The sequence below is a fragment of the Streptomyces antioxidans genome (genome assembly GCF_000968685.2).
Classification (GTDB): Bacteria; Actinomycetota; Actinomycetes; order Streptomycetales; family Streptomycetaceae; genus Streptomyces; species Streptomyces antioxidans.
Map to the genome: position 1 here is coordinate 229225 of NZ_LAKD02000049.1, position 20920 is coordinate 250144.

Sequence of the window (20920 nt, forward strand, 5' to 3'; positions counted from 1 at the left end):
TCAGTGACCGGTGACCGGTGGGCGGCGACCGGTGACCGGTGGGCGGCGACCGTCGATCGAGGACCGGTGACCGGTGACCGGTGACCGGTGGGCGGTGGGTGGTGACTGGCGATCGAGGACCGGCGCGCGGCGACCAGTGACCGAGGGCCCGGGGACCGGTGACCGGCGATCAGTGACCGGTGACCGGCGACCGGCTATCGAGGACCGGCGACCGGCGATCGAGGACCGGCGACTGGCGACCGGTGGGCGGTGGGTGGTGACTGGCGATCGAGGACCGGCGCGCGGCGACCAGTGACCGAGGGCCCGGCGATCAGTGACCGGTGACCGGCGACCAGTGACCTTCGACCGGCGGGCGGCGGCGATCGAGGACCCGGGCATGGGCTAGGGGCGTCCGCCGCGCGCCAGAGGCTCCGGCCCCGGGCCCTGGGACCCCGACCCCGACTCCGGACCCCGACCCCGGGACCCCGGGTTCCGGAGCCCGGGCCCCAGCCACCGGATCCCGGGGTCTGGGGCGGAGCCCCAGTTGTGGGAAGGGGCGGGGAGGGGAACAGCCCGCCGCAGGCGTCACGCCCCCCCGCAACACTCAACGCGACCCCGCCCCCACCCCTCGCTCCGCCAGCGCCTCCTCGATCCCCCGCTCCCGCGGCCCCAGGAAGTGCGGATCCGGCTCGAACGCCGCGTCCAGCGCGGCCTTCGCCGCCGCCACGACCTCCCGCGTGCCACCGAAGTACCAGGTCACATCGTGCGGCTCGTCGACCGCGACCCCGTACGCGTCGATCCCCGCCGCCCCGCACAGCGCCAGCGCCCGGCGGACATGGAACCCCTGGCTCACCAGCACCGCCTTGTGCACCCCGAAGACCCGCCGGGCCCGGCTGCATGAGTCCCAGGTGTCGAACCCCGCGAAGTCGCTCACGATCCGCCGGTCCGGGACCCCGCGCTTGACGAGATACGCGCGCATCGCGTCCGGCTCGTCGTAGTCACGGCGGCTGTTGTCCCCCGTGACCAGCAGCGCACGGATCCTGCCGTCCTTGTAGAGCCGTACGGCGGCGTCCAGCCGGTGCGCCAGATACGGCGACGGCTCGCCGTTCCACAGCCCGGCCCCGAAGACCACCCCGACCGGTGCCGAGGGCACATCGGCGACCGTACGGATCCGGTCGTCCGTGCTCAGCCGCAGCCAGGTCGCGGGGAGCAGGGCCAGGACGCACACCAGGACGCTTCCCCGCACCAGCCGCCGCCACCCCCGCCGAGTCCTCGGCAGCCGCCCCCGTACCCACCCCAGCATGCGCTCCCCCTCCTCGCCTCACCGACCAGCTCGCGCTGTGTGACGCCAGAGAGGGGGACGGCGGTTGCCTCACCCCGCACCGATCTCCTCACCCGCGGTTCGGAGGATGCGGCCGACCTCGCTCGCCGCCGCGCGAGCCGCTTCCGGGTCGGCCAGCGGATCGGCGGCCAGCTCCTCACAGGCGTGGAAGCGAGCGGCACGCTGTGGCCAGCGTTCGATGTTGACGACGGTTCCCCAATGGGCGGTGAAGGCTCGCAGCGGCCCCACGCTGCTGATGCGCTGGGCACTGGTTGCCGCGCTCGCCAGATGTTCGTTCAGCTCCGGGAGGCGGCTCGGAATGATCTGGGCGACTGCCGCCCGAAGCGCGTCCGGAGTCAGCGAGGGCATGGGGATCAGAGGAGCGCTGGCCTCGATCGGCTGACTGCTCACGGTGGCCTCCTGTGTCCCGGGGTGCACTGCCGACGGCGCCGAGCCTATCGCTCCGGGTGGCTCCGCCGCCCGGATAGGGTGGGTGACCTCCCCATCAGCGCAAAACCAGCAGGTGATCCCCGCCGTGCCCCCGATTCCCACCGCAGAGCTCCATCTCCACATCGAGGGCACCCTGGAGCCCGGTCTGGCCTTCGCGCTCGCCGGGCGCAATGGGGTCGAGCTGCCGTTCGCCACCCAGGAGGAGCTGCGGGCCGCGTACTCCTTCGGTGACCTCCAGGACTTCCTGGACCTCTACTACGCGCTGATGACCGTGCTGCGCACCGAGGACGACTTCGCCGACCTCACCAACGCCTATCTGGCCCGCGCCCGTGAACAGGGCGTACGGCATGCGGAGATCTCCTTCGACCCGCAGGCGCACACCGCGCGCGGCGTGGAGATCGACACGGTGATCCGCGGGATCGGCCGCGCGCTGGACGCCGCGCCGCGCGCGTACGGCATCACCACCCGCCTGATCATGTGCTTCCTGCGCGACGAGAGCGCCGAGTCGGCCCTGGCCACCTTCGAGGCGGCCCGCCCCCACCTGCACCGGATCGCCGCCGTCGGGCTGGACTCGGCGGAGGCCGGGAACCCGCCGTCGACATTCCGCGAGGTGTACGCGCTGGCGCGGCAGGCCGGGCTGAAGTGCGTCGCACACGCGGGGGAGGAGGGGCCGCCCGCGTATGTGTGGGAGGCGCTCGACGTCCTCGGCGTGGACCGCGTCGACCACGGGGTGCGGAGCCTGGAGGACGAGGCGCTGGTGGCCCGGCTGGTCGCGGACCGCACCCCGCTGACCGTCTGCCCCCTGTCGAACGTCCGGCTGCGCGTCGTGGACCGCCTCGAGGACCATCCGCTGCCCGCGATGCTGGACGCCGGTCTGCTGGTGACGGTCAACTCCGACGACCCCGCCTACTTCGGCGGCTACGTGGGCGACAACTACACCGCCGTACGGGACGCGCTCGGCCTCGACGAGGCCACCCTGCGCGCCCTGGCCCGGAACTCCTTCCAGGCCGCCTTCCTGGACGAGGAGACGCGGGCGGCGTACCTGAACGAGGTCGAGAGCTGGAGCTGACGCCGACCGGCAGCGGTCAGCCCCGGCCCTCCCGGGCGGCCGGTTCGAGCCGACCGGTGTCAGGGCATTGGACCAGTGGCTCGGTCGGACACACCCGGGAGGAGAACACGGCGGGCGCGGTGCGGCCCTTACCGCTGACACGAAGGAGCCTGCTCCACCCGTGTTACAGCCCGCGTCGCCTCGCGTGACGTCCGCGGGAAGCGGACCTCAGCACGGCGCCGGACGGCCGGTGAAGTCGACGCAATCAGCTGTGACGGCGGGGCAATGGCGGGGCAATCTGCCGCTGCCAGGCTCTCGTCATGACGCCCCGCCTCGCGCCTCCCGGCCCATCCGGCCCATCCGGCCCATCCGGCCCATCCGGCTCTCCCGGTCCTCCCGGTCCTCCCGGTCCTCCCGGTCCTCCCGGTCCTCCCGGTCCTCCCGGCTCTCTCGGTCCTCCCGGCCTCTGCGGTCTTCCCGGTCCTCTCAGTTCTCTCACTCCTCCCGGTCCATCCGGTCCTCACAGCCCCGACGGCACGGCGGACTTCGACAGCGCCCAGCAGATCATGACCCGGTTCACCGCCCAGCTCACCGCCCAGCTCGACCGGCTGGGCCACCACAGTGTCCGGCCGGGCCGCCGCGAGCGCCCGCCGACGCTCGTCGCCGTCGCCCACGGCAGCCGGGACCCCGAGGCGCTGCGAACCGTGAACGCCCTCCTGGACCGCGTCCGGGCGCTCCGCCCCTGGCTGCCCGTACGACTCGGCCATATCGAGCTCAACCGGCCGCTGCTGACCGACACCCTGGCCGCGTTGCGCGGTGAGGTGGTCCTCGTCCCGCTGCTCCTGAGCCGCGGCCACCACATCAAACGGGACATCCCGGACGCCGTCGCCGCCGCACCCCACCTCACCGCCCGGACCGCCGCCCCGCTCGGCCCGGACCCGCTGCTCGCCGAGGCCCTGCACGCCCGGCTGACCGAGGCAGACCGCCGGGCGCAGGCAGACCGCGGGGCGCAGGCGGGCCACCAGGCGGCAGGGGCAGGCCGACGCGTCGCCGCTCCGCACCGGACGGACGGCGTCGTCCTCGCCGCCGCGGGCTCCCGCGACCCGGACGCGGCCGTCGACACGGCCCGTACCGCCGCCCTCCTCAGCGCCCGGCTCGGCGGGGTGCCCGTACTGCCCGGCTACGCCTCCGGCTCAGGACCCACCGTGCCCGAGGCCGTACGCGCCCTGGCCGCGCGCGGCCACCACCGGATCGCGGTCGCCTCCTATTTCACCGCGCCCGGCCGCTTCGCGGCCCAGTGCGCGAGCGCCGCCCCTGGCCTCGCGGGTGCCCCGCTCGGCGCCCATCCTGCGGTGGCGCGTCTCGTAGTGCGCCGTTACGAACAGGCGCTGGCCTCTGCGTCCTTGTCACACCCGGCGGCTACCGTCGGTGTATGAGCCCCAGCGCACCCCCTGAACCCGAACCGGATTCGGCCGCCTCGACCGGTGTCTCCTCGGCCGGTGTCCCCTCGGCCGGTGTCTCCTCGGCCGGTGTCTCCTCGGCCGGTGTCCCCTCGACCGGCGTAGCCGAGGCCGACACCCGCCGCGTTCCCGGCTACTCCACGGCGGACCTCGAGCGCTGGGCGCCCGAGCCCGACAAGCGGCCGGGCCGGACCGCCTTCCAGCGGGACCGTGCGCGGGTGCTGCACTCCGCCGCGCTGCGCAGACTGGCCGGAAAGACCCAGGTGGTGCCCGCCACACCGGCGGCCGATCCCGGACCGGCCGGGCGCGCCCCGGCCTTCGACGCCACGCCCCGCACCCGGCTGACCCACTCCCTGGAGTGCGCCCAGGTGGGCCGTGAGCTGGGGGCCGCCCTCGGCTGTGACCCGGATCTGGTGGAGATGGCCTGTCTCGCCCACGACCTCGGCCACCCGCCCTTCGGGCACAACGGCGAGCGGGTGCTCAACGGGATCGCCGAGCCCTGCGGCGGCTTCGAGGGGAACGCGCAGTCGCTGCGGCTGCTGGCCCGGCTGGAGCCGAAGCGGTTCGTGCCCGATCCGCGGACCGGCGAGCCGGTGAGCGTCGGGCTCAACCTCACCCGTGCCGCGCTGGACGCCGCCACCAAGTACCCCTGGCCGCGCGGCGGCCATCCGCACGGCCCCCGCTCCCCGAAGTTCGGGGTCTACGAGGACGACATGCCGGTCTTCGAGTGGGTCCGCAAGGGCGCCCCCGAGGGCCGTACGACGTTCGAGGCCCAGGTCATGGACTGGTCTGACGATGTCGCCTACTCCGTCCACGATGTCGAGGACGGGCTGCACGCGGGGCATCTGAACCCCGCGAGCCTGCTCGCCGAGTCAGAGCGCCGCGAGGTCTTCGCCGTCGCCGCCGACCGCTACGCCCTGGGGGCCGAGCCCGATGAGCTGGCCGAGGCGCTGGACCGGCTGCTGGGCCAGGAGTGGTGGCCGCACGGCTACGACGGCTCGTCCGTCGCCCAGGCCCGCCTCAAGGACGCCACCAGCCAGCTCATCGGCCGCTTCTGCCTGGCCGCCGAGGGTGCCACCCGCGCGGCGTACGGCACGGGCCGCTTCACCCGCTACCACGCCGAGCTGGTCGTGCCCCGCGCCACCCACCTGGAGTGTGCGGTCCTTAAGGCGGTCGCCGACCGGTATGTGATCCAGCGCGCCGACCAGGAGCTGGTCCGGGCCGATCAGCGCGTGGTCATCGCCGAGCTGGGCGAGGCCCTGATCGCCCGCGCCCCCGAGGGCCTGGACCCCCAGTTCCGTGCGCTCTTCGACGCGGCCGGGGACGACCGGGGCCGGCTGCGGGCGATCGTCGACCAGATCGCCTCCCTGACCGACACCTCGGCCCGGGGGCTGCACGCCCGGCTCACCGGTTGAAGCCGGGGGCGAAGCCGTAAGCCACCCGCCGGATTCGGCGTCCACCGGATGTGGCGTTCACCGGATTCGGCGCTCACCGGACATGCCGCCCACCGGATATGGCTTCCGCGCACACATACGGCCTACCGGCCCTTCCGGACGCACGCACAGTGCGGGAGGCTCCCCTGTGACACATCTTCTCGGCACATCTTCCCGGCACATTTCCGCGGCACAGCGCTTGGACGGTCTCAGGACGGCTTTCTTCACGCACGACCTGACCCGACCGGGGTATGGCACTCATAGAGGAACACTGCTCGGCACCGTTCGGCAGCGAGGAGGACACAAGTGGTCGACGCACACCAGACATTCGTCATCGTCGGAGGAGGACTGGCCGGGGCGAAAGCCGCGGAAACCCTTCGAGCGGAGGGATTCACCGGGCGGGTGATCCTCATCTGTGACGAGCGCGACCACCCTTACGAACGCCCCCCGCTCTCCAAGGGCTTCCTCACCGGCAGCCAGGAGCGCGACAGCGTCTTCGTCCACGAGCCCGCCTGGTACGCCCGGTCCGATATCGAGCTCCACCTCGGCCAGCCCGCCGTCCACCTGGACCGCACCGCCAAGGCCGTGACCCTGGGCGACGGCACCCGGGTCCACTACGACCGGCTGCTGCTGGCCACCGGTGCCGAGCCGCGCCGCCTCGACATCCCCGGCACCGGGCTGGCCGGGGTCCACCACCTGCGCCGGCTCGCCCACGCCGAGCGGCTCAAGGGCGTCCTCACCACCCTCGGCCGGGACAACGGCCAGCTGGTCATCGCGGGCGCGGGCTGGATCGGTCTCGAGGTCGCGGCCGCCGCCCGTGGCTACGGCGCCGAGGTGACCGTCGTCGAGCCCGAGCCCACCCCGCTCCACCCCGTGCTCGGCCCCGAGCTGGGCGCCCTCTTCGCCGACCTCCACGGCGAGCACGGCGTCCGCTTCCACTTCGGCGCCCGCCTTACCGAGATCACCGGCCAGGACGGCATGGTGCTGGCCGCCCTCACCGACGACGGCGAGGAGCACCCCGCCCACAGCGTGCTGGCCGCCATCGGCGCCGCCCCGCGCACCGCCCTCGCCGAGGCCGCGGGCCTCGAGGTGGTGGACCGCGCGGCGGGCGGCGGCATCGCGGTCGACGCCTCGTTGCGCACCAGCGATCCGGACATCTTCGCGGCGGGCGACGCGGCCTCCGCCCCGCTGGCGTTCCTCGAGGGCACCCCGGTACGGGCCGCGCTCCCGCCGAGCGCCCGGCTGCGCGTCGAGCACTGGGCCAACGCGCTGAACGGCGGCCCGGCGGCGGCCCGCGCCATGCTCGGCCAGGACGTCGCGTACGACAGGGTGCCGTACTTCTTCTCCGACCAGTACGACGTCGGCCTGGAGTACTCCGGCTACGCCCCGCCCGGCAGTTACGACCAGGTGCTGGTGCGCGGCGACGTCGGCAAGCGGCAGTTCATCGCCTTCTGGCTGAACGACGGCCGCCTGCTCGCGGGGATGAACGTCAACGTCTGGGACGTCACCGAAACGATCCAACGGCTCATCCGCGGGGGGCAGCGGCTCGACCCTGCGGCCCTGGCCGACCCGAGCGTCCCGCTCACCTCGCTCCTTCCGTAAGCCCGTGAGCCTGTGGGCCCGTAAGCCCTCAGGCCCTCAGGCCCTCAGGCCCTGCGGAACGCCGGGGTCCGGCAGGCGGCGGACGGCCGTGTCGGACCCCGGCCGTAGAATTCGGGCGTGGCAGGCAGGATCAACGATGACGACGTGAAGGCGGTACGGGCAGCGGTCCCGATCGACGCCGTCGTATCCGAATACCTCCAGCTGCGGAACGCGGGGGGTGGCAATCTCAAGGGCCTGTGCCCCTTCCACGACGAGAAGTCCCCGTCCTTCCAGGTCAGCCCCAGCAAGGGGCTCTACTACTGCTTCGGCTGCCAGGAGGGCGGCGACACGGTCGACTTCATCATGAAGATCGACCACCTCTCCTTCGCCGAGACCATCGAGCGGCTGGCCTCCCAGTCCGGGATCACCCTGCGCTACGAGGAGGGGGGCTACACCCCCGGCCGCCAGCAGGGCGAGCGCACCCGGCTGGTCGAGGCCCACAAGGTGGCCGCGCAGTTCTACGTGGAGCAGTTGGACTCCCCCGAGGCGGAGATCGGCCGTACCTTCCTCGCCCAGCGCGGCTTCGACCAGGCCGCGGCGCAGCACTTCGGTGTGGGCTACAGCCCGGCGGGCTGGGACCACCTCGTCCGCTTCCTGCGCGGCCGTGGCTTCACCGACAAGGAGCTGATCGTCTCCGGGCTCGCCCAGGAGGGCCGCCGCGGCCCCATCGACCGCTTCCGGGGCCGGTTGATGTGGCCGATCCGGGACATCGCCGGTGAGGTCGTCGGCTTCGGCGCCCGGAAGCTCCGCGAGGACGACAACGGCCCGAAGTACCTCAACACGCCCGAGACCCCGCTCTACCGGAAGTCCCAGGTCCTCTACGGGATCGACCTCGCCAAGAAGGACATCGCCAAGTCCAGCCGGGCGGTGGTCGTGGAGGGCTATACGGACGTCATGGCCTGCCATCTCGCGGGCGTCACCACCGCCATCGCCACCTGCGGTACCTCCTTCGGCGGCGACCACATCAAGATTCTCCGGCGGCTGCTGATGGACAACTCGGGCGCGGAGGTGGTCTTCACCTTCGACGGCGACGCGGCCGGGCAGAAGGCGGCCCTGCGCGCGTTCGAGGACGACCAGCGGTTCGCCGCGGAGACCTCCATCGCGATCACGCCCGACGGGATGGACCCGTGTGAACTCCGCCTGGCCCGCGGCGACGAGGCCGTGGCGGACCTGGTCGAGAGCCGTACACCGCTGTTCGCGTTCGCGCTGAAGTCGATCGTCTCCCGCTACAACCTGGACACCGAGGAGGGCCGTATCGCCGCGGTTGACGAGGCGGTGCCGGTCGTCGCGGCGATCAAGAACCCCGGGCTGCGGGACCGCTATGCGATCCGGCTGATCGGGATGGTCGGCATCGCCACCCAGGCCGAGGAGCAGTCGATCATCCGCCGGGTGCGCGGGCTGGCCCGCAGCAGGCAGAACGGCGGCCCGGGCGGCCCGGAGCACGGGGGCCGCGGCGGCCCGGGTGGAGCTCGCTACGGCGGCCGGGGCGACCAGCGCGGCGGGGGCCCCGGCGGGCCCGTAGGCCCGAATGGCGGCCCGAACGGAGGTCCTAACGGGGGCCCTGGCGCCGCGGGCGTGCCCCCGGTGCCGCGCGGCCCTGCCCTGAATCTGCGCAGCCCCGCCCACCGCGTCGAGCGCGAGCTGCTCAAGCTGGCGCTGCAACACCCCCATCTGGTCTCCCCGGCCTTCGACGCCTACGGCATCGACGAGTTCACCGCCCCGCCGTACGCGGCGGTGCGCCGCGCCATCGAGGACGCGGGCGGCGCGACCGCCGCGGACGATGACTATCTCGCCCGGGTCCGGGAGGCGGCGCCCGACGACACGGTCCGGGCGATGGTCACCGAGCTCGCCGTCGAACCGCCGCACACCCGCCGCGACCCGGACGAGGTGTACGCGGGAGTCCAGTTGGTGGCCGTCCGGCTGGCCGCGGTCAACCACCGCGTGACCGAGGTGCGGGGCGCCCTCCAGCGCCTGGGGCAGCACGCTGATCCCGACCACCTGGCCGCCGTGCAGAACGAACTATGGGTGCTGCAGCAGTACGGCCAGTCCCTCCGCGACCGCGGCGCCGAGGCACTGTAGGACGAGCGACGCCCAGGCGGCAGGGTCCCCGCCGGGACGGCGGAGTCGATCGGGGCGGTCGGGACGGCAGGGGCTGGCCGGGGCGGCAGGGTCAGTCGGGGCGGCCGGGGCGGCTCGTGGTGGGCGGGACGGCGGGTGCGGGCGGGGTGGCGAGGGGCCCGGGATGGGTTCCGGCCAGCACGTTCGTGCCTCGCCGGGCGTGCCCGGCGAGGCGCTGTAGCCGCCGGGTAGTCGTACGGTCACGGGCCGCTGAGCAAAAAGTGCCCGCACGCCCCTCGTGGCGGGCCTGTGTCGTACTCCACACTGGATGCGGTGCCTGAGTCCTCGGAGCGCGGCGGTGTTGGCCGGGTAGGGCCGGAATCTCCCGCAGAGTCGCTCAAGATGTACGGGACGGACGGCGGCGCGGCCGCCGTGCCGTACCCGATCGTTCTGCCCCCTCAGCAGCGATCACCCTGGAGGTCGCCCCCGTGCAGACCCAGACCCTCAGCGACGCGGCCCTCGCGGCGCATCCCCTGTCCCCCCACTCGCCCCGCGCGGCAGCGGTAGCGCCAGCCATGCCCGAGGACTCGGCGGCGGAGCTCGCCCCGGAAGGCGTACCGGATACCGGCCAGGAGGCCGTACCGGGCCCCATGGCCGACCTTGCCCCCGGCACCGCCCCGGTCCCCGCGCCCGACGGCGCCACCCCCGAAGCGGAACCCGCCGAGCCCGGGCCCGAGGCCGCGGATCCCGTCGAGCCCGCGGATCCCGTCGAGCCCGTCGACCCGGTCGAGTCCATGGAGCCCGTGGAGGCCGTCGAACCGATCGAGCCGCCCGCCGCCCGCGCCGACACCAGCGGCCCCTCCGCCGACCTCTTCCGTCAGTACCTCCGCGAGATCGGGCGGATCCCGCTGCTCTCCGCGGTCGAGGAGGTCGAGCTGGCCCGCCGGGTCGAGGCGGGCCTCTTCGCCGAGGAGAAGCTGGGCAGCACCCCCGACCTCGACACCCAACTCGCGCTGGACCTGGACCGGTTGGTGGTCCTGGGCCGGATGGCCAAGCGGCGGCTGATCGAGGCCAACCTCCGGCTCGTCGTCTCCGTCGCCAAGCGCTACGTCGGCCGCGGCCTGACCATGCTCGACCTGGTCCAGGAGGGCAATCTCGGGCTGATCCGGGCGGTCGAGAAGTTCGACTACGCCCGCGGCTACAAGTTCTCGACGTACGCCACCTGGTGGATCCGCCAGGCCATGTCCCGCGCCCTGGCCGACCAGGCCCGGACGATCCGGGTCCCGGTGCATGTCGTCGAGCTGATCAACCGGGTGGTCAGGGTCCAGCGCCGGATGCTCCAGGAGCGCGGCTACGAACCCACCCCCGAGGAGGTCGCCGCCCATCTCGACCTGCTCCCTGAGCGGGTGAGCGAGGTGCTGCGGCTGGCCCAGGAGCCGGTGTCGCTGCACGCGCCGGTGGGCGAGGAGGACGATGTCGCCCTCGGCGACCTCATCGAGGACGGCGACGCGGCCTCACCCGTGGAGTCCGCGGCGTTCCTGCTGCTCCGCGAGCACCTGGAGGCCGTGCTGTCGACGCTCGGCGAGCGGGAACGCAAGGTGGTGCAGCTGCGGTACGGACTGGCCGACGGCCGCCCCCGCACGCTGGAGGAGATCGGCCGGATCTTCGGGGTGACGCGGGAGCGGATCCGTCAGATCGAGTCGAAGACGCTCAACAAGCTCCGCGATCACGCCTTCGCCGATCAGCTGCGGGGCTATCTGGACTAGCGCCCCCGAGGCCGGGCCTCACGGCCCGTCGTACCCACCGGCCTCATACCCACCCTCGTACCCGCCCCCCTCGTACCCACCGGCCTCGTACTCACCAGCCGCCCCATGGCCATGATCCGCGGCTTCCTGATCGCCGGAGCCGGACTCGAACGCCCCGGGGTGGATCTGCTCGCGCACCGCCATGTACTGCTGCCGCACCGACTGCCCCACCGGCAGGTCCTCGCCCGGCTCGAAGACCTGGCCCACCGCGGCCGGCCAGCGCGGCGGCTCATGCGGTGAGTGGGTGCCGTGCGAGACGCCCAGCGCCCACGCGGCCTGCCGGGCCGCGCCCAGCGCGGCGTAGTCGGCGGGCTCGACCACCACGACCTGCGCCCCCAGCACCGCGGGCGCGATGGCGCGGACGGCCTGCAGATCGGCCGCGGGCCCGAGCAGGAAGACGCGCCGCACCTGGACGCCGCGCCCGCGCAGCACGTCCAGCGCGTCCGCGAGCCCGCACAGCATCCCCTCGAACGCGGCCCGCGCCAGATGCTCGGGCTTCATCGACTCGCGCCGCAGCCCGGTCAGCGTCCCGGCCGTATGCGGCAGGTGGGGGGTCCGCTCACCCTCCAGATACGGCAGCAGCACCAGCCCGTACGACCCGGGGGTGGACTTCGTCGCGAGCGCGGACAGCCCCTCGAGATCCGTACCGAGCAATTCCGCCGTACCGCGCAGCGCCCGTACCGCGTTGAGCGTATGGACCACCGGCAGATGCATGCCGGTGGCGTCCGCGTACGAGAGGATCGTGCCGGTCGGATCGGCCAGCGCCTCATGGTGGACGGAGAAGACCGAGCCGGAGGCGCCCAGCGAGATCACCGCGTCGCCGGTCCCGACCCCGAGCCCGAAGGCGGCCGCCATGGTCTCGCCCGTACCGGCGGAGATCAGCAGTCCCTCCGGGGTGTGCCCGGCGGCGTCGGCCGGGCCGATGACCTCCGGCAGCCGCACCTGGTGACCGAGGGCCAGCTGGACCAGATCGGGGCGCCAGGATCCGCTCGCCGCCGACCAGTAACCGCTGCCGGAGGCCGTACCGCGGTCGGTCGTACGCCGCACCGGCCGCCCCAGCAGCTGCCACACCAGCCAGTCGTGCGGCTGCATCAGCTCGGCCACCCGGTGCGCGGCGTCCGGCTCGTTCCGCGTCAGCCAGCGCAGTTTGGCCACCGGCTGCGAGGCGGTCGGCACGGAGCCGACCGCCTGGGCCCACGCGGTGCGGCCGCCGAGCGCCTCGGTGAGGTCGGCCGCCGCGGACTGGGCGCGCTTGTCGTTGCCCACCAGCGCGGGGCGCACCAGCACCCCGCCCGCGTCCAGCGGCAGCAGCCCGTGCTGCTGCGCCGAGACGCCGATGGCCTGGACCCCCTCGAGCAGCCCGCCCTCGGCGGCCTCGCCGAGGGACATCAGCCACGCCTGCGGGTCCACATCGCCGCTGCCGCCGGCCGGGTGGGGGGCGTACCCCTGTTTGATCACGGCACCCGTATCGGTGTCGCAGACGACGATTCGTGTGCTCTCGGACGAACTGTCCAACCCGGCGACTATCCCCATGGATCAGATGATGCCACCGCCGGGTCTAGGTGTTGCTGGTGCCCCAGTCGTCCTCGCCCACCGCGCGGGCGTCGCGCTGCCCGAGCTTCTCGCGCAGCGGCCGGACCTTGTCCAGCGCCCGTACGGCGGCATGCCGACCGCCCTGCGCGGCCGATTCGGCGGTATTGCGGACGGCCGGGTTCCGTGCGAGCTTCTGCGCACCCGCGCGCAACTGCTCGTACCGCTCGCGGCCGGCTCGCGTGCCCAGTACGTAACCCACAGCCATCCCGGTGATGAACGTCAGCCGGTAGCGCATCGACCTGCCCTTCTCGCTGTCCTTCACATCTGGACCCCGGAGTCGTGCCGCACGTCTACCCGCCCGCGCCGCAGATCACCCACGGTCATCCAGAAGATCATCCCTGGAACGGTGGAGGTTCGCCCGGGAGCGGAGGCGGCGAACCGATTGGCGGAGCACCCCCCTGCTTGCGCTAATGTATGTGTCGCAGCGACCGCACGCCGCCCGGGAGATCCGGGAGGGCCACGGTCGTGGCACCCGGAGCAATCCCCTGTAGCTCAATTGGCAGAGCAGCCGGCTGTTAACCGGCAGGTTACTGGTTCGAGTCCAGTCGGGGGAGCTCGGTCCCCTGTAGCTCAATTGGCAGAGCATTCGGCTGTTAACCGGAGGGTTACTGGTTCGAGTCCAGTCGGGGGAGCAGGGAGGAGGACCCCTCAAGGGGTCCTTTTTCATTTCCGGCCCCCTCCGGACGTGATCTACGTCATGATCGCAGCCAGGGGGCCTCCCGGCATCGGTCCTCCGAAGCAGCAGATCGTATGAGCAGCTATGCTGCGGCAGACGGCGCGCACGGGTGTGTACGACGCGCCGTTACGGGGCGGTAGCTCAGCCGGTTAGAGCAGCGGACTCATAATCCGTCGGCCGTGGGTTCGAGTCCCACCCGCCCCACCGGGACACTACGCGGGCAGACCCATCCTGGCCTGCGACGACATAAGAACGGGAGCCGCCGCGCCGACGCGGGGACTCCCGTTCATCCGTTAAGACCAAGATCCAGGGACCATACAGGGGCCCGGAGGGCGCTGGTTTGGCCGCGAACGGCCTACGCAGCCCCTTGATCTTGTTCGCTGACCCCAAGAGCACTCGGAGAGACGGGAACTGGGGTCCACCCGGCCAGTCCTGGCTCCTCCCCGCTGTCGATCACGAAACGGGCGAGACGATGCAGGCGCTTCCCCGACTCTGGAAGATGCCCGCTGACCCTGGCCGCCGAAAGGATTTTCAGGCTGACCTCCTTGCAACGGTCGCGCACCCACTGGATCGCGGCTTGGGCCGCCCTCTCCTGGCTGGCGGCAGATGTCTTGATCCTTCCGAGGGGGCGGCCGTCGTGCCGGGCCTTCACGCTGATCGTCCAGGCGCCATCTCGGGCCCGGACGGCGTCGGCGTGGACGACGATCATGCCGTCTTCGAAGAGCTTCTGCGGAAGTTCGACCTGCCTCAGCACGTCGTAGGGCACGCTGCGTGGAATCACGGACGTCATGGACTGGGTCTCGCGTCGTGCGAGCTCGGGAAGGACGCTGGTGTAGGTGTCAGAGGTGATCTGACGCGAGCTGTGTCCCAGCCGCTCCTGGACGACCTTGATGTCGTTTCCCTGAAGCAACGACAGGCTGGCAGAGATGTGCCGGAGGTCATGAAGGCGCACGGGAGGTAGGCCGGATAGCTCCACCAGGCGCTTGAAGCGGCGGCTCACCCAGTCCGGGTGGAGTCCTTCGCCATTCTCGTGAGTGAAGAACCGGTCCGATGCGACCCAGGCTTCCGCAGAAGACCACTCCTCGCGCGCTTTTTCCCGCCTGGCTCGCCCCTGCCCCAGTACTTCGGTCGATTCATCGCTCAGGTTCAGAGTACGGACGCTCTCGGCTTTGGGCGCTTCACCGTACAGCCGGTAGGCCACTTCAACGATCTGGGCGGAGATGCGTAGCCAGAGAGCGGCGAGGTTGACTTCCTGCACTGGCAGAGCGCACATTTCGCCGCGCCGGGGGCCGAGGAAGATGAAGGTGTGCCACAGGTCGTACAGCCAGTCGTCCCGGACGAAGTCGAGGAAGGCGCCGGTTTGCTCGGGTGTCCAGACCATGACGGGACCAGGCTTCTCGCCGGTCCGACTCCAGTGATCGACCCGTTCGGGCGTCCAGACGAGCGGCTTGGGCCGGGTGACGGCCGGCAGCTCTACGAGCCGGGCCCAGTTTCTGCTGAACGCCTCCTCGCGCTTCATTCCCCAGGTGATGGCGGAGCTGAGGGTGTCGTTAATGCGGTGCATAGTCGCGGCGGACGTGACCTTGCGCAGGCCCCAGCGGCCCTCACGTAGGGCGGCGTTAGCCTCGAGGTAGGCACGCCGCATGCGGCGGCGTTCCTCCTTCTTTCCCGCGGCGCGAACCCAGGCTTGGTGCGCGGCGTCACGGGTCTTTGTCAGTTCCTCGACACGCAGGCGTTGGAGTATTCGCTCTGCGTTCTCGTGCTCGACAGCGTTGTACATGGCGTCGAGATGGCGAACCCTCAGGTCTCGGCGCTTGATGTGGCCCAGGTGCGGGATGAGGTAGAGGTCGATGTGCTCCTGGTACCCGTGCCGGGTGGTGCGGGCGAGCGCCTTCTTGCTGTTGATCCAGCGCCGCAGATAGTCGGCCATCGTCTCGGTGGACAGGACGTCGGTGCCTCTGACGACTTCTTCGTAGAGCTTCTCGGCCGCCTCTTCGGCTTTCTCCCTGGTGGGGAAGCCGCCGCGCTTGGGGCGGCGGCGTTTGCCGTTCTCCCCGCGCTCCAGTTCCAGGGCGAAGTACCGCGTTCCGTGGCCCTTGCGTCCGAGCTTGGGGCACGTCAGCCCGATGTCACCGATCTTCGGTGTGCCGTCGTCGTTCAGTACGGGGTTGCCCTTCTTGTCGATGAGCGGACCCGTGCACTGGCATCGCCGGTAGAAGTTCGGCGAGTACATCTGACCCCCTGCTGCCGACTGTCCCGCAGTCGGCTTTGCTTGTGCGTACGTATCCGTACGCGTCCGGTGTGATCCTTCTTCATCTTGCTGGGGCTGTCGGACACTGCTGTAAAGTCGTGCGCAAGTTGGCGCGGGGGAGGATGCGACCAACGACATGGCTGCTCAGGAGGCAGGCGAACAGGCTCCGTGCGGAGCGATGGGGCTGGAGGAGCTGTTGGCTCTTCCAGCCACGGTGAACGTGACAACTGCTGGACGGGCCTTCGGGATCGGCCGCGACAAGGCGTATGAACTGATCCGGTCAGGACGGTTCCCGGTTCGGACGCTCCCGCTCGGTGGCACGATTCGTGTGCCGACGACAGAGCTGTGGAAGATCCTTGGCGTGGACGTACCAGGCTGAGCACGGGTGAGGCGCAGATTTGAGGTGTGTTGTTGCTTTGCAACAGTGTGACCTATCTTCGGTAAGCTTGGTGTGGTAAGGGGGTCGGCTAGGTCAAGGAGTCCAGGGCATGCCTCGGCTATATGGGTTCGACGACATGGCGCACGAGAGGGTGCGCGAGAGCGAGGCCGCGCCCTTGCGGCAGGCCGCTAGCCGTCGCTACCAGAAGCAGACCCTTGAGGCGATCACCGAGTGGATGAACGCTGAGGGCTATCGGACAACCCGAGGAGGTCTCTGGCGGCCGTCTGTCTTGGCGAATGTCCTCGACCACCCAGCGACCGCCGGGTTGGTTGAGGACGCGGACGGCAACCTCGTGGATTCAGGGGGACCGCGAATCATCCCGCCCAAGGTGTTCAAGGCCATCCGGGCCCTGCGGCCGAAGAACGATCCGACCCATCGTCGGGCTGAACAGCGTGAGTACCTGATGCCGGGCGAACTTGCCGATTGCGGCCTGTGCGGCGGCGTGGTCGGCTCATCCCCCGCGAATAGTGGGAGCCGGGGGTATCGCTGTCTCCCAAACAGGCCGCAACACCCGGGCGGCTGCGGCAAGGTCCGCATCAATGCTGATCTGTTCGAGACCTACGTCGCTGAGCATGTACTGGCTGAGCTGGCCAAGCCGGAGGTCAGTGCCCTGATCGGGCAGGCGCGTGACGAGATCCTGGCAGAGGCATCCGAGCTTCGTGCCCAGGTGAAGGCTGACAAGGCGCGGCAGAACGAGCTCGGTGAGAGCTACGCTCGCTCGCCGGAGCTATCCCTGAGCGCCTTCCGAGCGGCTGACAAGCAGTTGACCCATCAGATCCGGAAGAATGCCGTTCAGGCCCGCTTCCTCGAGCAGGTTCAGCACGTGCCGGTGGGGGACGTACCGGACCTGGTCCGGTGGTGGAAGCATGCCCCGCTGGCATCGAAGCAGGGTGTGCTGACCCTCACGCTGGAGCGGATTACGGTCTATCCGGCTGCCGCACGAGGGTCGCGCACCGTAGACGGGGATCGCGTTGCGCTGACGTGGCGGAAGTGGAACCCCTCTCAACGGGATACCGCCGTCACCGCAGGGTGAGAGGGACCGCCTTGAGCGCGCGTGAGCGGAACGAGGCACGCCACTGCAACTGCTGAGGAGGAACGGCGAGATCCAACCGGGGGAACCGGTGAAGCAACGTATGGAGGGCGATTTGGGTCTCCATGCGAGCCAGCGGGGCACCGAGGCAGTAGTGCATTCCCTGTCCGAGGGCCAGGTGGGCCTTGTCCTCGCGGTGAATGTCGAACTCGTCTGGTGAGGGGTACCGCTTGGGATCCCTGTGGGCGGAGGCCAGGCAGAGCATGACGGTGGCCCCGCGGGGATTTGCGTGCCGCCGATCTCTATGGGTTCGGTGGGGAAGCGCCTGATGGCCATCTGATTGGGGTGGGCGTATCGCAGCAGTTCCTCAACGGCTTCGGGGAGCAGGCCGGGCTTAGTGCGTAGCTCTGCGACCTGTTCCGGATGCTGGAGAAGGGTGACCAGTCCGGCGCTGATCAGGTGCTGGGCGTTTTCGCTCCCAGCCATGAGGAGCAAGAAGGCCAGGGAGACGAGCTCGTTTTCCGTGAGCTGATCGCCTTCGTCTCGCACGGCGATGAGCGCCGAGAGCATGTCGTCGCCTAGGGCGGCCCGTCGGGCGGCGACGAGGTCCAGGAGGAAGGTGTGGATGTTCTCCACAGCCTCTTTGATCTGGCGGGGGCTTTCGGGGGTGAGCATGTTGCTCACCCATGTGGAGAAGCGGCGCCGGTCGGCCTCGGGCACCGCGAGCAGGTCGCCGATCACCACGAGCGGTAGGGGGAGTGAGAAGGCCGAGACGAGGTCTCCGCCCCCTTGCCTGGCCAGGTCATCCGCGAGACGGTCGGCCGCGGCCTGGACGCTTCCGCGCAAGCTCTCACCCGCCGAGCGGTGAACGCCTTCGACACCAGGCGACGCAGTCGCTGATGGTCTTCGGGATCGGTGTTGAGGAGGTTGGCGTCCAGGGCTGGCGGGAGGGAGAAGCCTTTGTACCCGGTGCCGGAGTCTCGCTTGTTCACTGACAGGCGCGGATCGGCAAGCCCGGCGCGTACGTCCTCTTCTCGGAGTACGAGCCAGATCGGTGAGCCGTCCGGGAGCGCGACGCGGTGTACGGCGCTTTCCTCGCGAAGCTGTGCGTACCTCGGATAGGGGTTGTCGAGGAAGGCAGCGTCGAAGGGCTGAGGGAGGTGTCCTTCCGGGACGCGGGTCATCACGTGGGCTCCTGTGTGGTCGGGCGGCGGTGCGATGTACGGGTGAGGACGGCCGCGACGGTGGGTGAGACGTCGACGGCGCGGGCGACCTTGCGCTGGAATGTGATCTCGGCAGCGAGGTCCTGCGGCCCGGCTTCAAGTGGAGAATTCGGGTACTCCACCGGCCGAATTCCTCGGTCCTTCGCCTGCATTGCTGCTGCGAGCTGGGCGGCTTCAACTGTCGCGGCAAGGTCTTCGTCCCGGAGGCCAGCAGCCACGGCCTGCTGTCGGGCTTCTTCAGCGACAGCGGGCGTCATCCAGGTGCGTAGTCTCCACTGGGCATCTCGGATCTCCACCACGAGTCGATACAGCCGGGTCCGTATATCGACGTCGCCAGGATCGAGTACAACATCTGGTGCGTGCGACGTCACCTTCGCGTGCAGGGGAGCGAGTTGGCGATAGGCCCGGCGGTAGTCGATCCATGCCCATATCTTGGTAACGTGGCGTCCCCAGTCCGGGATCGTCCAACCGATGGTCTTGCTGACGGTGGAGAGTGCGACACCGATCTGAGCCGCTGGTTCCCACCTGTGTCCGGTGGTCTCAAGCAGACCAGCGATGACATCTGCGAAACGGGACACTATGTAGGCAAGGGAAAGCGGCAGAGACAGCGCGATCAACATAAGTCCTCGCCGAAGCCAAGGAGTCGGGGCGACCTTGGCATAGCGCCAGCCAAGAATTCCCACATCGATCTGATTCACCGTGTGACCCGTCAGGTAAACGATCATGTAGGTGGGATAGTACCGGGCATTGGTGACTGCGAAGTCGTCAGGGCGTTCACCAAAGCTCGACGCCGCGCAAAACAGCGTCACCATGGTGACCAGGGTGAGAGCGAGAAATACGAGGCGCGGCACCGATTTTCGCCAGGCGATGTGTCGTTCGTGGCTCAGGTGGAGCAGTACAAGTTGCTGGCAGGCAGCTGACAGGATGACAGTGCTTTGCGACAGCAGTCCCGACAGGTTGACGATGCTGGTTGCCTGACTGATTTCCACCCAGACTGGTGGGGTGGAGATGGTGAATGTGATGGTCAGGAAGAAGAAGTTGCCGAGCAACGCGAGCTGTGTGGGGGACCGGTCCGTGCGAAGGACTCTTAGCTTGTAGAAGAAGGCGAGCAGCGATATCGCAGCGGCTGAGGGGTATAAGTAGTTATTCACTTCTGTCTCGTTGAATGGGTTTCTCCAGGGCGGACAGTCGTGCCACCAGTTCTTCTGCCTCTGGAGGGATGTCCCACGTGCTCTCGACGGCCCAGGTGCTGATACGTCGACCGATGATCGACCCGACGTATTCGGCTTCCTGCTCGGCCTCTGAGTTTGAATGGTCGCGGCCGAGTACGCGTCGGACCAGATCCGGGTCGAGCGAGGGCAGGAGAAGCCGGGAGGCTTCAGGGGTCATCACGGGCGTAGTCTCGTGATCGCATATAAAGTGCCCCAACTCATGGAGCATCACCTGGTGCTGATGCACTGGGGCGAGACGATCCTCAACCACGATGAAGTCTCGGTCATCGGCAGATACCAACAGGCCGTCGGGGCTGCCGCGGGGGAGCGTGAGGGGAATGACATGGATCGGACGGCCGTACAAGCGACCGAGCCGGGCGCATAGATCCTCAACGGTGAGGTGCTGATCACCGGTTAGGCCGATGGCTCGTACCCGCTCTTCGCATCGCCTTTGTAAGTTGGTGGGGAGGAGGCGGTATGAGGACCCGCGGAACACCCCCGCGTCGGCGGGGAGGACCGTAGCCGTGTCAGCGTCAGATCCCGTCCGAGTGGAACACCCCCACGTTGGTGGGGAGGGCCCCGCGACTATGGGTGCTCTGTTCTGGCACGGCGGAGCACCCCCCCCGCGTCGGCGGGGAGGACTAGACGGTGCCCGCCCATTCGCGTTTGCGCTCCGGAACACCCCCACGTTGGTGGGGAGGACGAGACGGAGGAGACCGAGACCGTCATGGAGGGCGGAACACCCCCACGTTGGTGGGGAGGACTCGTGCTGGTCGTCCCAGAACTTCTCGAACTTCGGAACACCCCACGTTGGTGGGGAGGACGGCGGAAGGTCGAAGCCGCCACCGCGGGCAGGCGGAACACCGCCACGTTGGTGGGGAGGACGGCTTGGCCCGGTTCATCAGGGAGAGTGAACTCGGAACACCCCCATGTTGGTGGGGAGGAAGTGCGAGGCTGACCCGTGCCCGGGGGTTCCGGCGGAACACCCCCACGTTGGTGGGGAGGACACCACGGGCGAGGCGTACCGACCGGGCAGCAACGGAACACCCCCACGTTGGTGGGGAGGACTCTGTGCATGGAGCCGACCATGACGACCAGAACGGAACACCCCCATGTTGGTGGGGAGGACGGGGCGTCCGACTTCCACGCGGGATCGGCCGACGGAACACCCCCACGTTGGTGGGGAGGACCTGAGGATTTCGGCGTGGTCGAAAGCCAGCTGCGGAACACCCCCACGTTGGTGGGGAGGACGCCCCCTCGTCTCGCGCTGGATGGTCTGGTCGCGGAACACCCCCACGTTGG

16 protein-coding genes, 3 tRNA genes, 1 pseudogene and 1 CRISPR repeat array (1 of these 21 cut by a window edge) are annotated in these 20920 nt (G+C 70.1%); of the genes and pseudogenes, 12 read left to right on the forward strand and 8 right to left on the reverse strand.

Annotated elements, in window-relative coordinates:
- Window positions 1–583 precede the first annotated feature (583 nt).
- Together VT50_RS20430 and VT50_RS20435 are read right to left on the reverse strand one after the other, a co-directional pair.
- A complete protein-coding gene (locus VT50_RS20430) occupies window positions 584–1282 on the reverse strand; it encodes a SanA/YdcF family protein (RefSeq protein WP_046084394.1) in 699 nt (232 codons plus the stop codon).
- 69 nt (window positions 1283–1351) lie between these two features.
- Complete coding sequence (locus VT50_RS20435) at window positions 1352–1711, reverse strand: hypothetical protein (protein ID WP_046084428.1); 360 nt, start codon at window positions 1709–1711, stop codon at window positions 1352–1354.
- A 124-nt stretch (window positions 1712–1835) separates the two neighbouring features.
- On the opposite strand from VT50_RS20435, the gene VT50_RS20440 reads away from it, so the two are divergent.
- The 6 genes from VT50_RS20440 (at window position 1836) to VT50_RS20470 (ending at window position 11156) form a co-directional block, all read left to right on the forward strand.
- Window positions 1836–2819 carry an adenosine deaminase gene (locus VT50_RS20440; RefSeq protein WP_046084427.1) on the forward strand — a complete coding sequence of 328 codons (984 nt, stop codon included), beginning with the start codon at window positions 1836–1838 and terminating at the stop codon, window positions 2817–2819.
- A 545-nt stretch (window positions 2820–3364) separates the two neighbouring features.
- Window positions 3365–4234: a sirohydrochlorin chelatase gene (locus VT50_RS20450; RefSeq protein ID WP_078840551.1), complete on the forward strand. Its 870-nt coding sequence runs from the start codon at window positions 3365–3367 to the stop codon at window positions 4232–4234.
- The gene (locus VT50_RS20455) at window positions 4231–5673 is read left to right on the forward strand and encodes a deoxyguanosinetriphosphate triphosphohydrolase (RefSeq protein ID WP_240529231.1); all 1443 of its coding nucleotides are present in this window, start codon (window positions 4231–4233) and stop codon (window positions 5671–5673) included. Before VT50_RS20450 ends, VT50_RS20455 begins: the two co-directional genes overlap by 4 nt.
- Before the next feature lie 324 nt (window positions 5674–5997).
- On the forward strand, window positions 5998–7293 hold the full coding sequence (locus VT50_RS20460; RefSeq protein WP_046084393.1) for an NAD(P)/FAD-dependent oxidoreductase: 1296 nt from the start codon (window positions 5998–6000) through the stop codon (window positions 7291–7293).
- A 117-nt stretch (window positions 7294–7410) separates the two neighbouring features.
- The gene (gene dnaG / locus VT50_RS20465) at window positions 7411–9411 is read left to right on the forward strand and encodes a DNA primase (protein WP_046084392.1); all 2001 of its coding nucleotides are present in this window, start codon (window positions 7411–7413) and stop codon (window positions 9409–9411) included.
- A gap of 467 nt (window positions 9412–9878) precedes the next feature.
- Window positions 9879–11156: an RNA polymerase sigma factor gene (locus VT50_RS20470; protein ID WP_046084391.1), complete on the forward strand. Its 1278-nt coding sequence runs from the start codon at window positions 9879–9881 to the stop codon at window positions 11154–11156.
- A gap of 18 nt (window positions 11157–11174) precedes the next feature.
- Here VT50_RS20470 and VT50_RS20475 read toward each other — a convergent pair whose 3' ends face one another.
- Together VT50_RS20475 and VT50_RS20480 are read right to left on the reverse strand one after the other, a co-directional pair.
- Window positions 11175–12728: an FGGY family carbohydrate kinase gene (locus tag VT50_RS20475; protein WP_046084390.1), complete on the reverse strand. Its 1554-nt coding sequence runs from the start codon at window positions 12726–12728 to the stop codon at window positions 11175–11177.
- Window positions 12729–12753: 25 nt separating this feature from the next.
- The gene (locus VT50_RS20480; RefSeq protein ID WP_046084423.1) at window positions 12754–13023 is read right to left on the reverse strand and encodes a hypothetical protein; all 270 of its coding nucleotides are present in this window, start codon (window positions 13021–13023) and stop codon (window positions 12754–12756) included.
- A gap of 246 nt (window positions 13024–13269) precedes the next feature.
- On the opposite strand from VT50_RS20480, the gene VT50_RS20485 reads away from it, so the two are divergent.
- The 3 genes from VT50_RS20485 (at window position 13270) to VT50_RS20495 (ending at window position 13668) form a co-directional block, all read left to right on the forward strand.
- Window positions 13270–13342 (forward strand) — tRNA-Asn (locus VT50_RS20485).
- A 5-nt stretch (window positions 13343–13347) separates the two neighbouring features.
- Window positions 13348–13420, forward strand: a tRNA-Asn gene (locus VT50_RS20490).
- A 174-nt stretch (window positions 13421–13594) separates the two neighbouring features.
- Window positions 13595–13668 (forward strand) — tRNA-Ile (locus VT50_RS20495).
- 151 nt (window positions 13669–13819) lie between these two features.
- On the opposite strand, the gene VT50_RS20500 is transcribed toward VT50_RS20495, so the two are convergent.
- Window positions 13820–15697: a site-specific integrase gene (locus tag VT50_RS20500; protein ID WP_046084389.1), complete on the reverse strand. Its 1878-nt coding sequence runs from the start codon at window positions 15695–15697 to the stop codon at window positions 13820–13822.
- Window positions 15698–15851: 154 nt separating this feature from the next.
- On the opposite strand from VT50_RS20500, the gene VT50_RS20505 reads away from it, so the two are divergent.
- Both VT50_RS20505 and VT50_RS20510 read left to right on the forward strand, forming a co-directional pair.
- The gene (locus tag VT50_RS20505) at window positions 15852–16094 is read left to right on the forward strand and encodes a DNA-binding protein (protein ID WP_240529232.1); all 243 of its coding nucleotides are present in this window, start codon (window positions 15852–15854) and stop codon (window positions 16092–16094) included.
- 109 nt (window positions 16095–16203) lie between these two features.
- The gene (locus VT50_RS20510) at window positions 16204–17187 is read left to right on the forward strand and encodes a recombinase family protein (RefSeq protein ID WP_046084388.1); all 984 of its coding nucleotides are present in this window, start codon (window positions 16204–16206) and stop codon (window positions 17185–17187) included.
- Here VT50_RS20510 and VT50_RS20515 read toward each other — a convergent pair.
- From VT50_RS20515 to VT50_RS41415, 3 genes and pseudogenes are all read right to left on the reverse strand, one after another.
- Window positions 17174–18368, reverse strand: a pseudogene (locus VT50_RS20515) (cytochrome P450 family protein). The gene VT50_RS20510 and the pseudogene VT50_RS20515 overlap by 14 nt on opposite strands.
- Window positions 18368–19558 (reverse strand): MAB_1171c family putative transporter, encoded by a 1191-nt coding sequence (locus tag VT50_RS20520; RefSeq protein ID WP_078840549.1) that lies wholly within the window; start codon window positions 19556–19558, stop codon window positions 18368–18370. The pseudogene VT50_RS20515 and the gene VT50_RS20520 overlap by 1 nt, the downstream one beginning before the upstream one ends.
- The gene (locus VT50_RS41415; protein ID WP_420822208.1) at window positions 19551–19889 is read right to left on the reverse strand and encodes a hypothetical protein; all 339 of its coding nucleotides are present in this window, start codon (window positions 19887–19889) and stop codon (window positions 19551–19553) included. Before VT50_RS41415 ends, VT50_RS20520 begins: the two co-directional genes overlap by 8 nt.
- On the opposite strand from VT50_RS41415, the gene VT50_RS40495 reads away from it, so the two are divergent.
- Window positions 19839–20003 (forward strand): hypothetical protein, encoded by a 165-nt coding sequence (locus tag VT50_RS40495; protein ID WP_240529233.1) that lies wholly within the window; start codon window positions 19839–19841, stop codon window positions 20001–20003. The two genes, VT50_RS41415 and VT50_RS40495, sit on opposite strands and share 51 nt — an antisense overlap.
- Before the next feature lie 471 nt (window positions 20004–20474).
- Window positions 20475–20920: a CRISPR direct-repeat array (repeat unit 29 nt; unit sequence CGGAACACCCCCACGTTGGTGGGGAGGAC); it runs 1657 nt beyond the window's last position.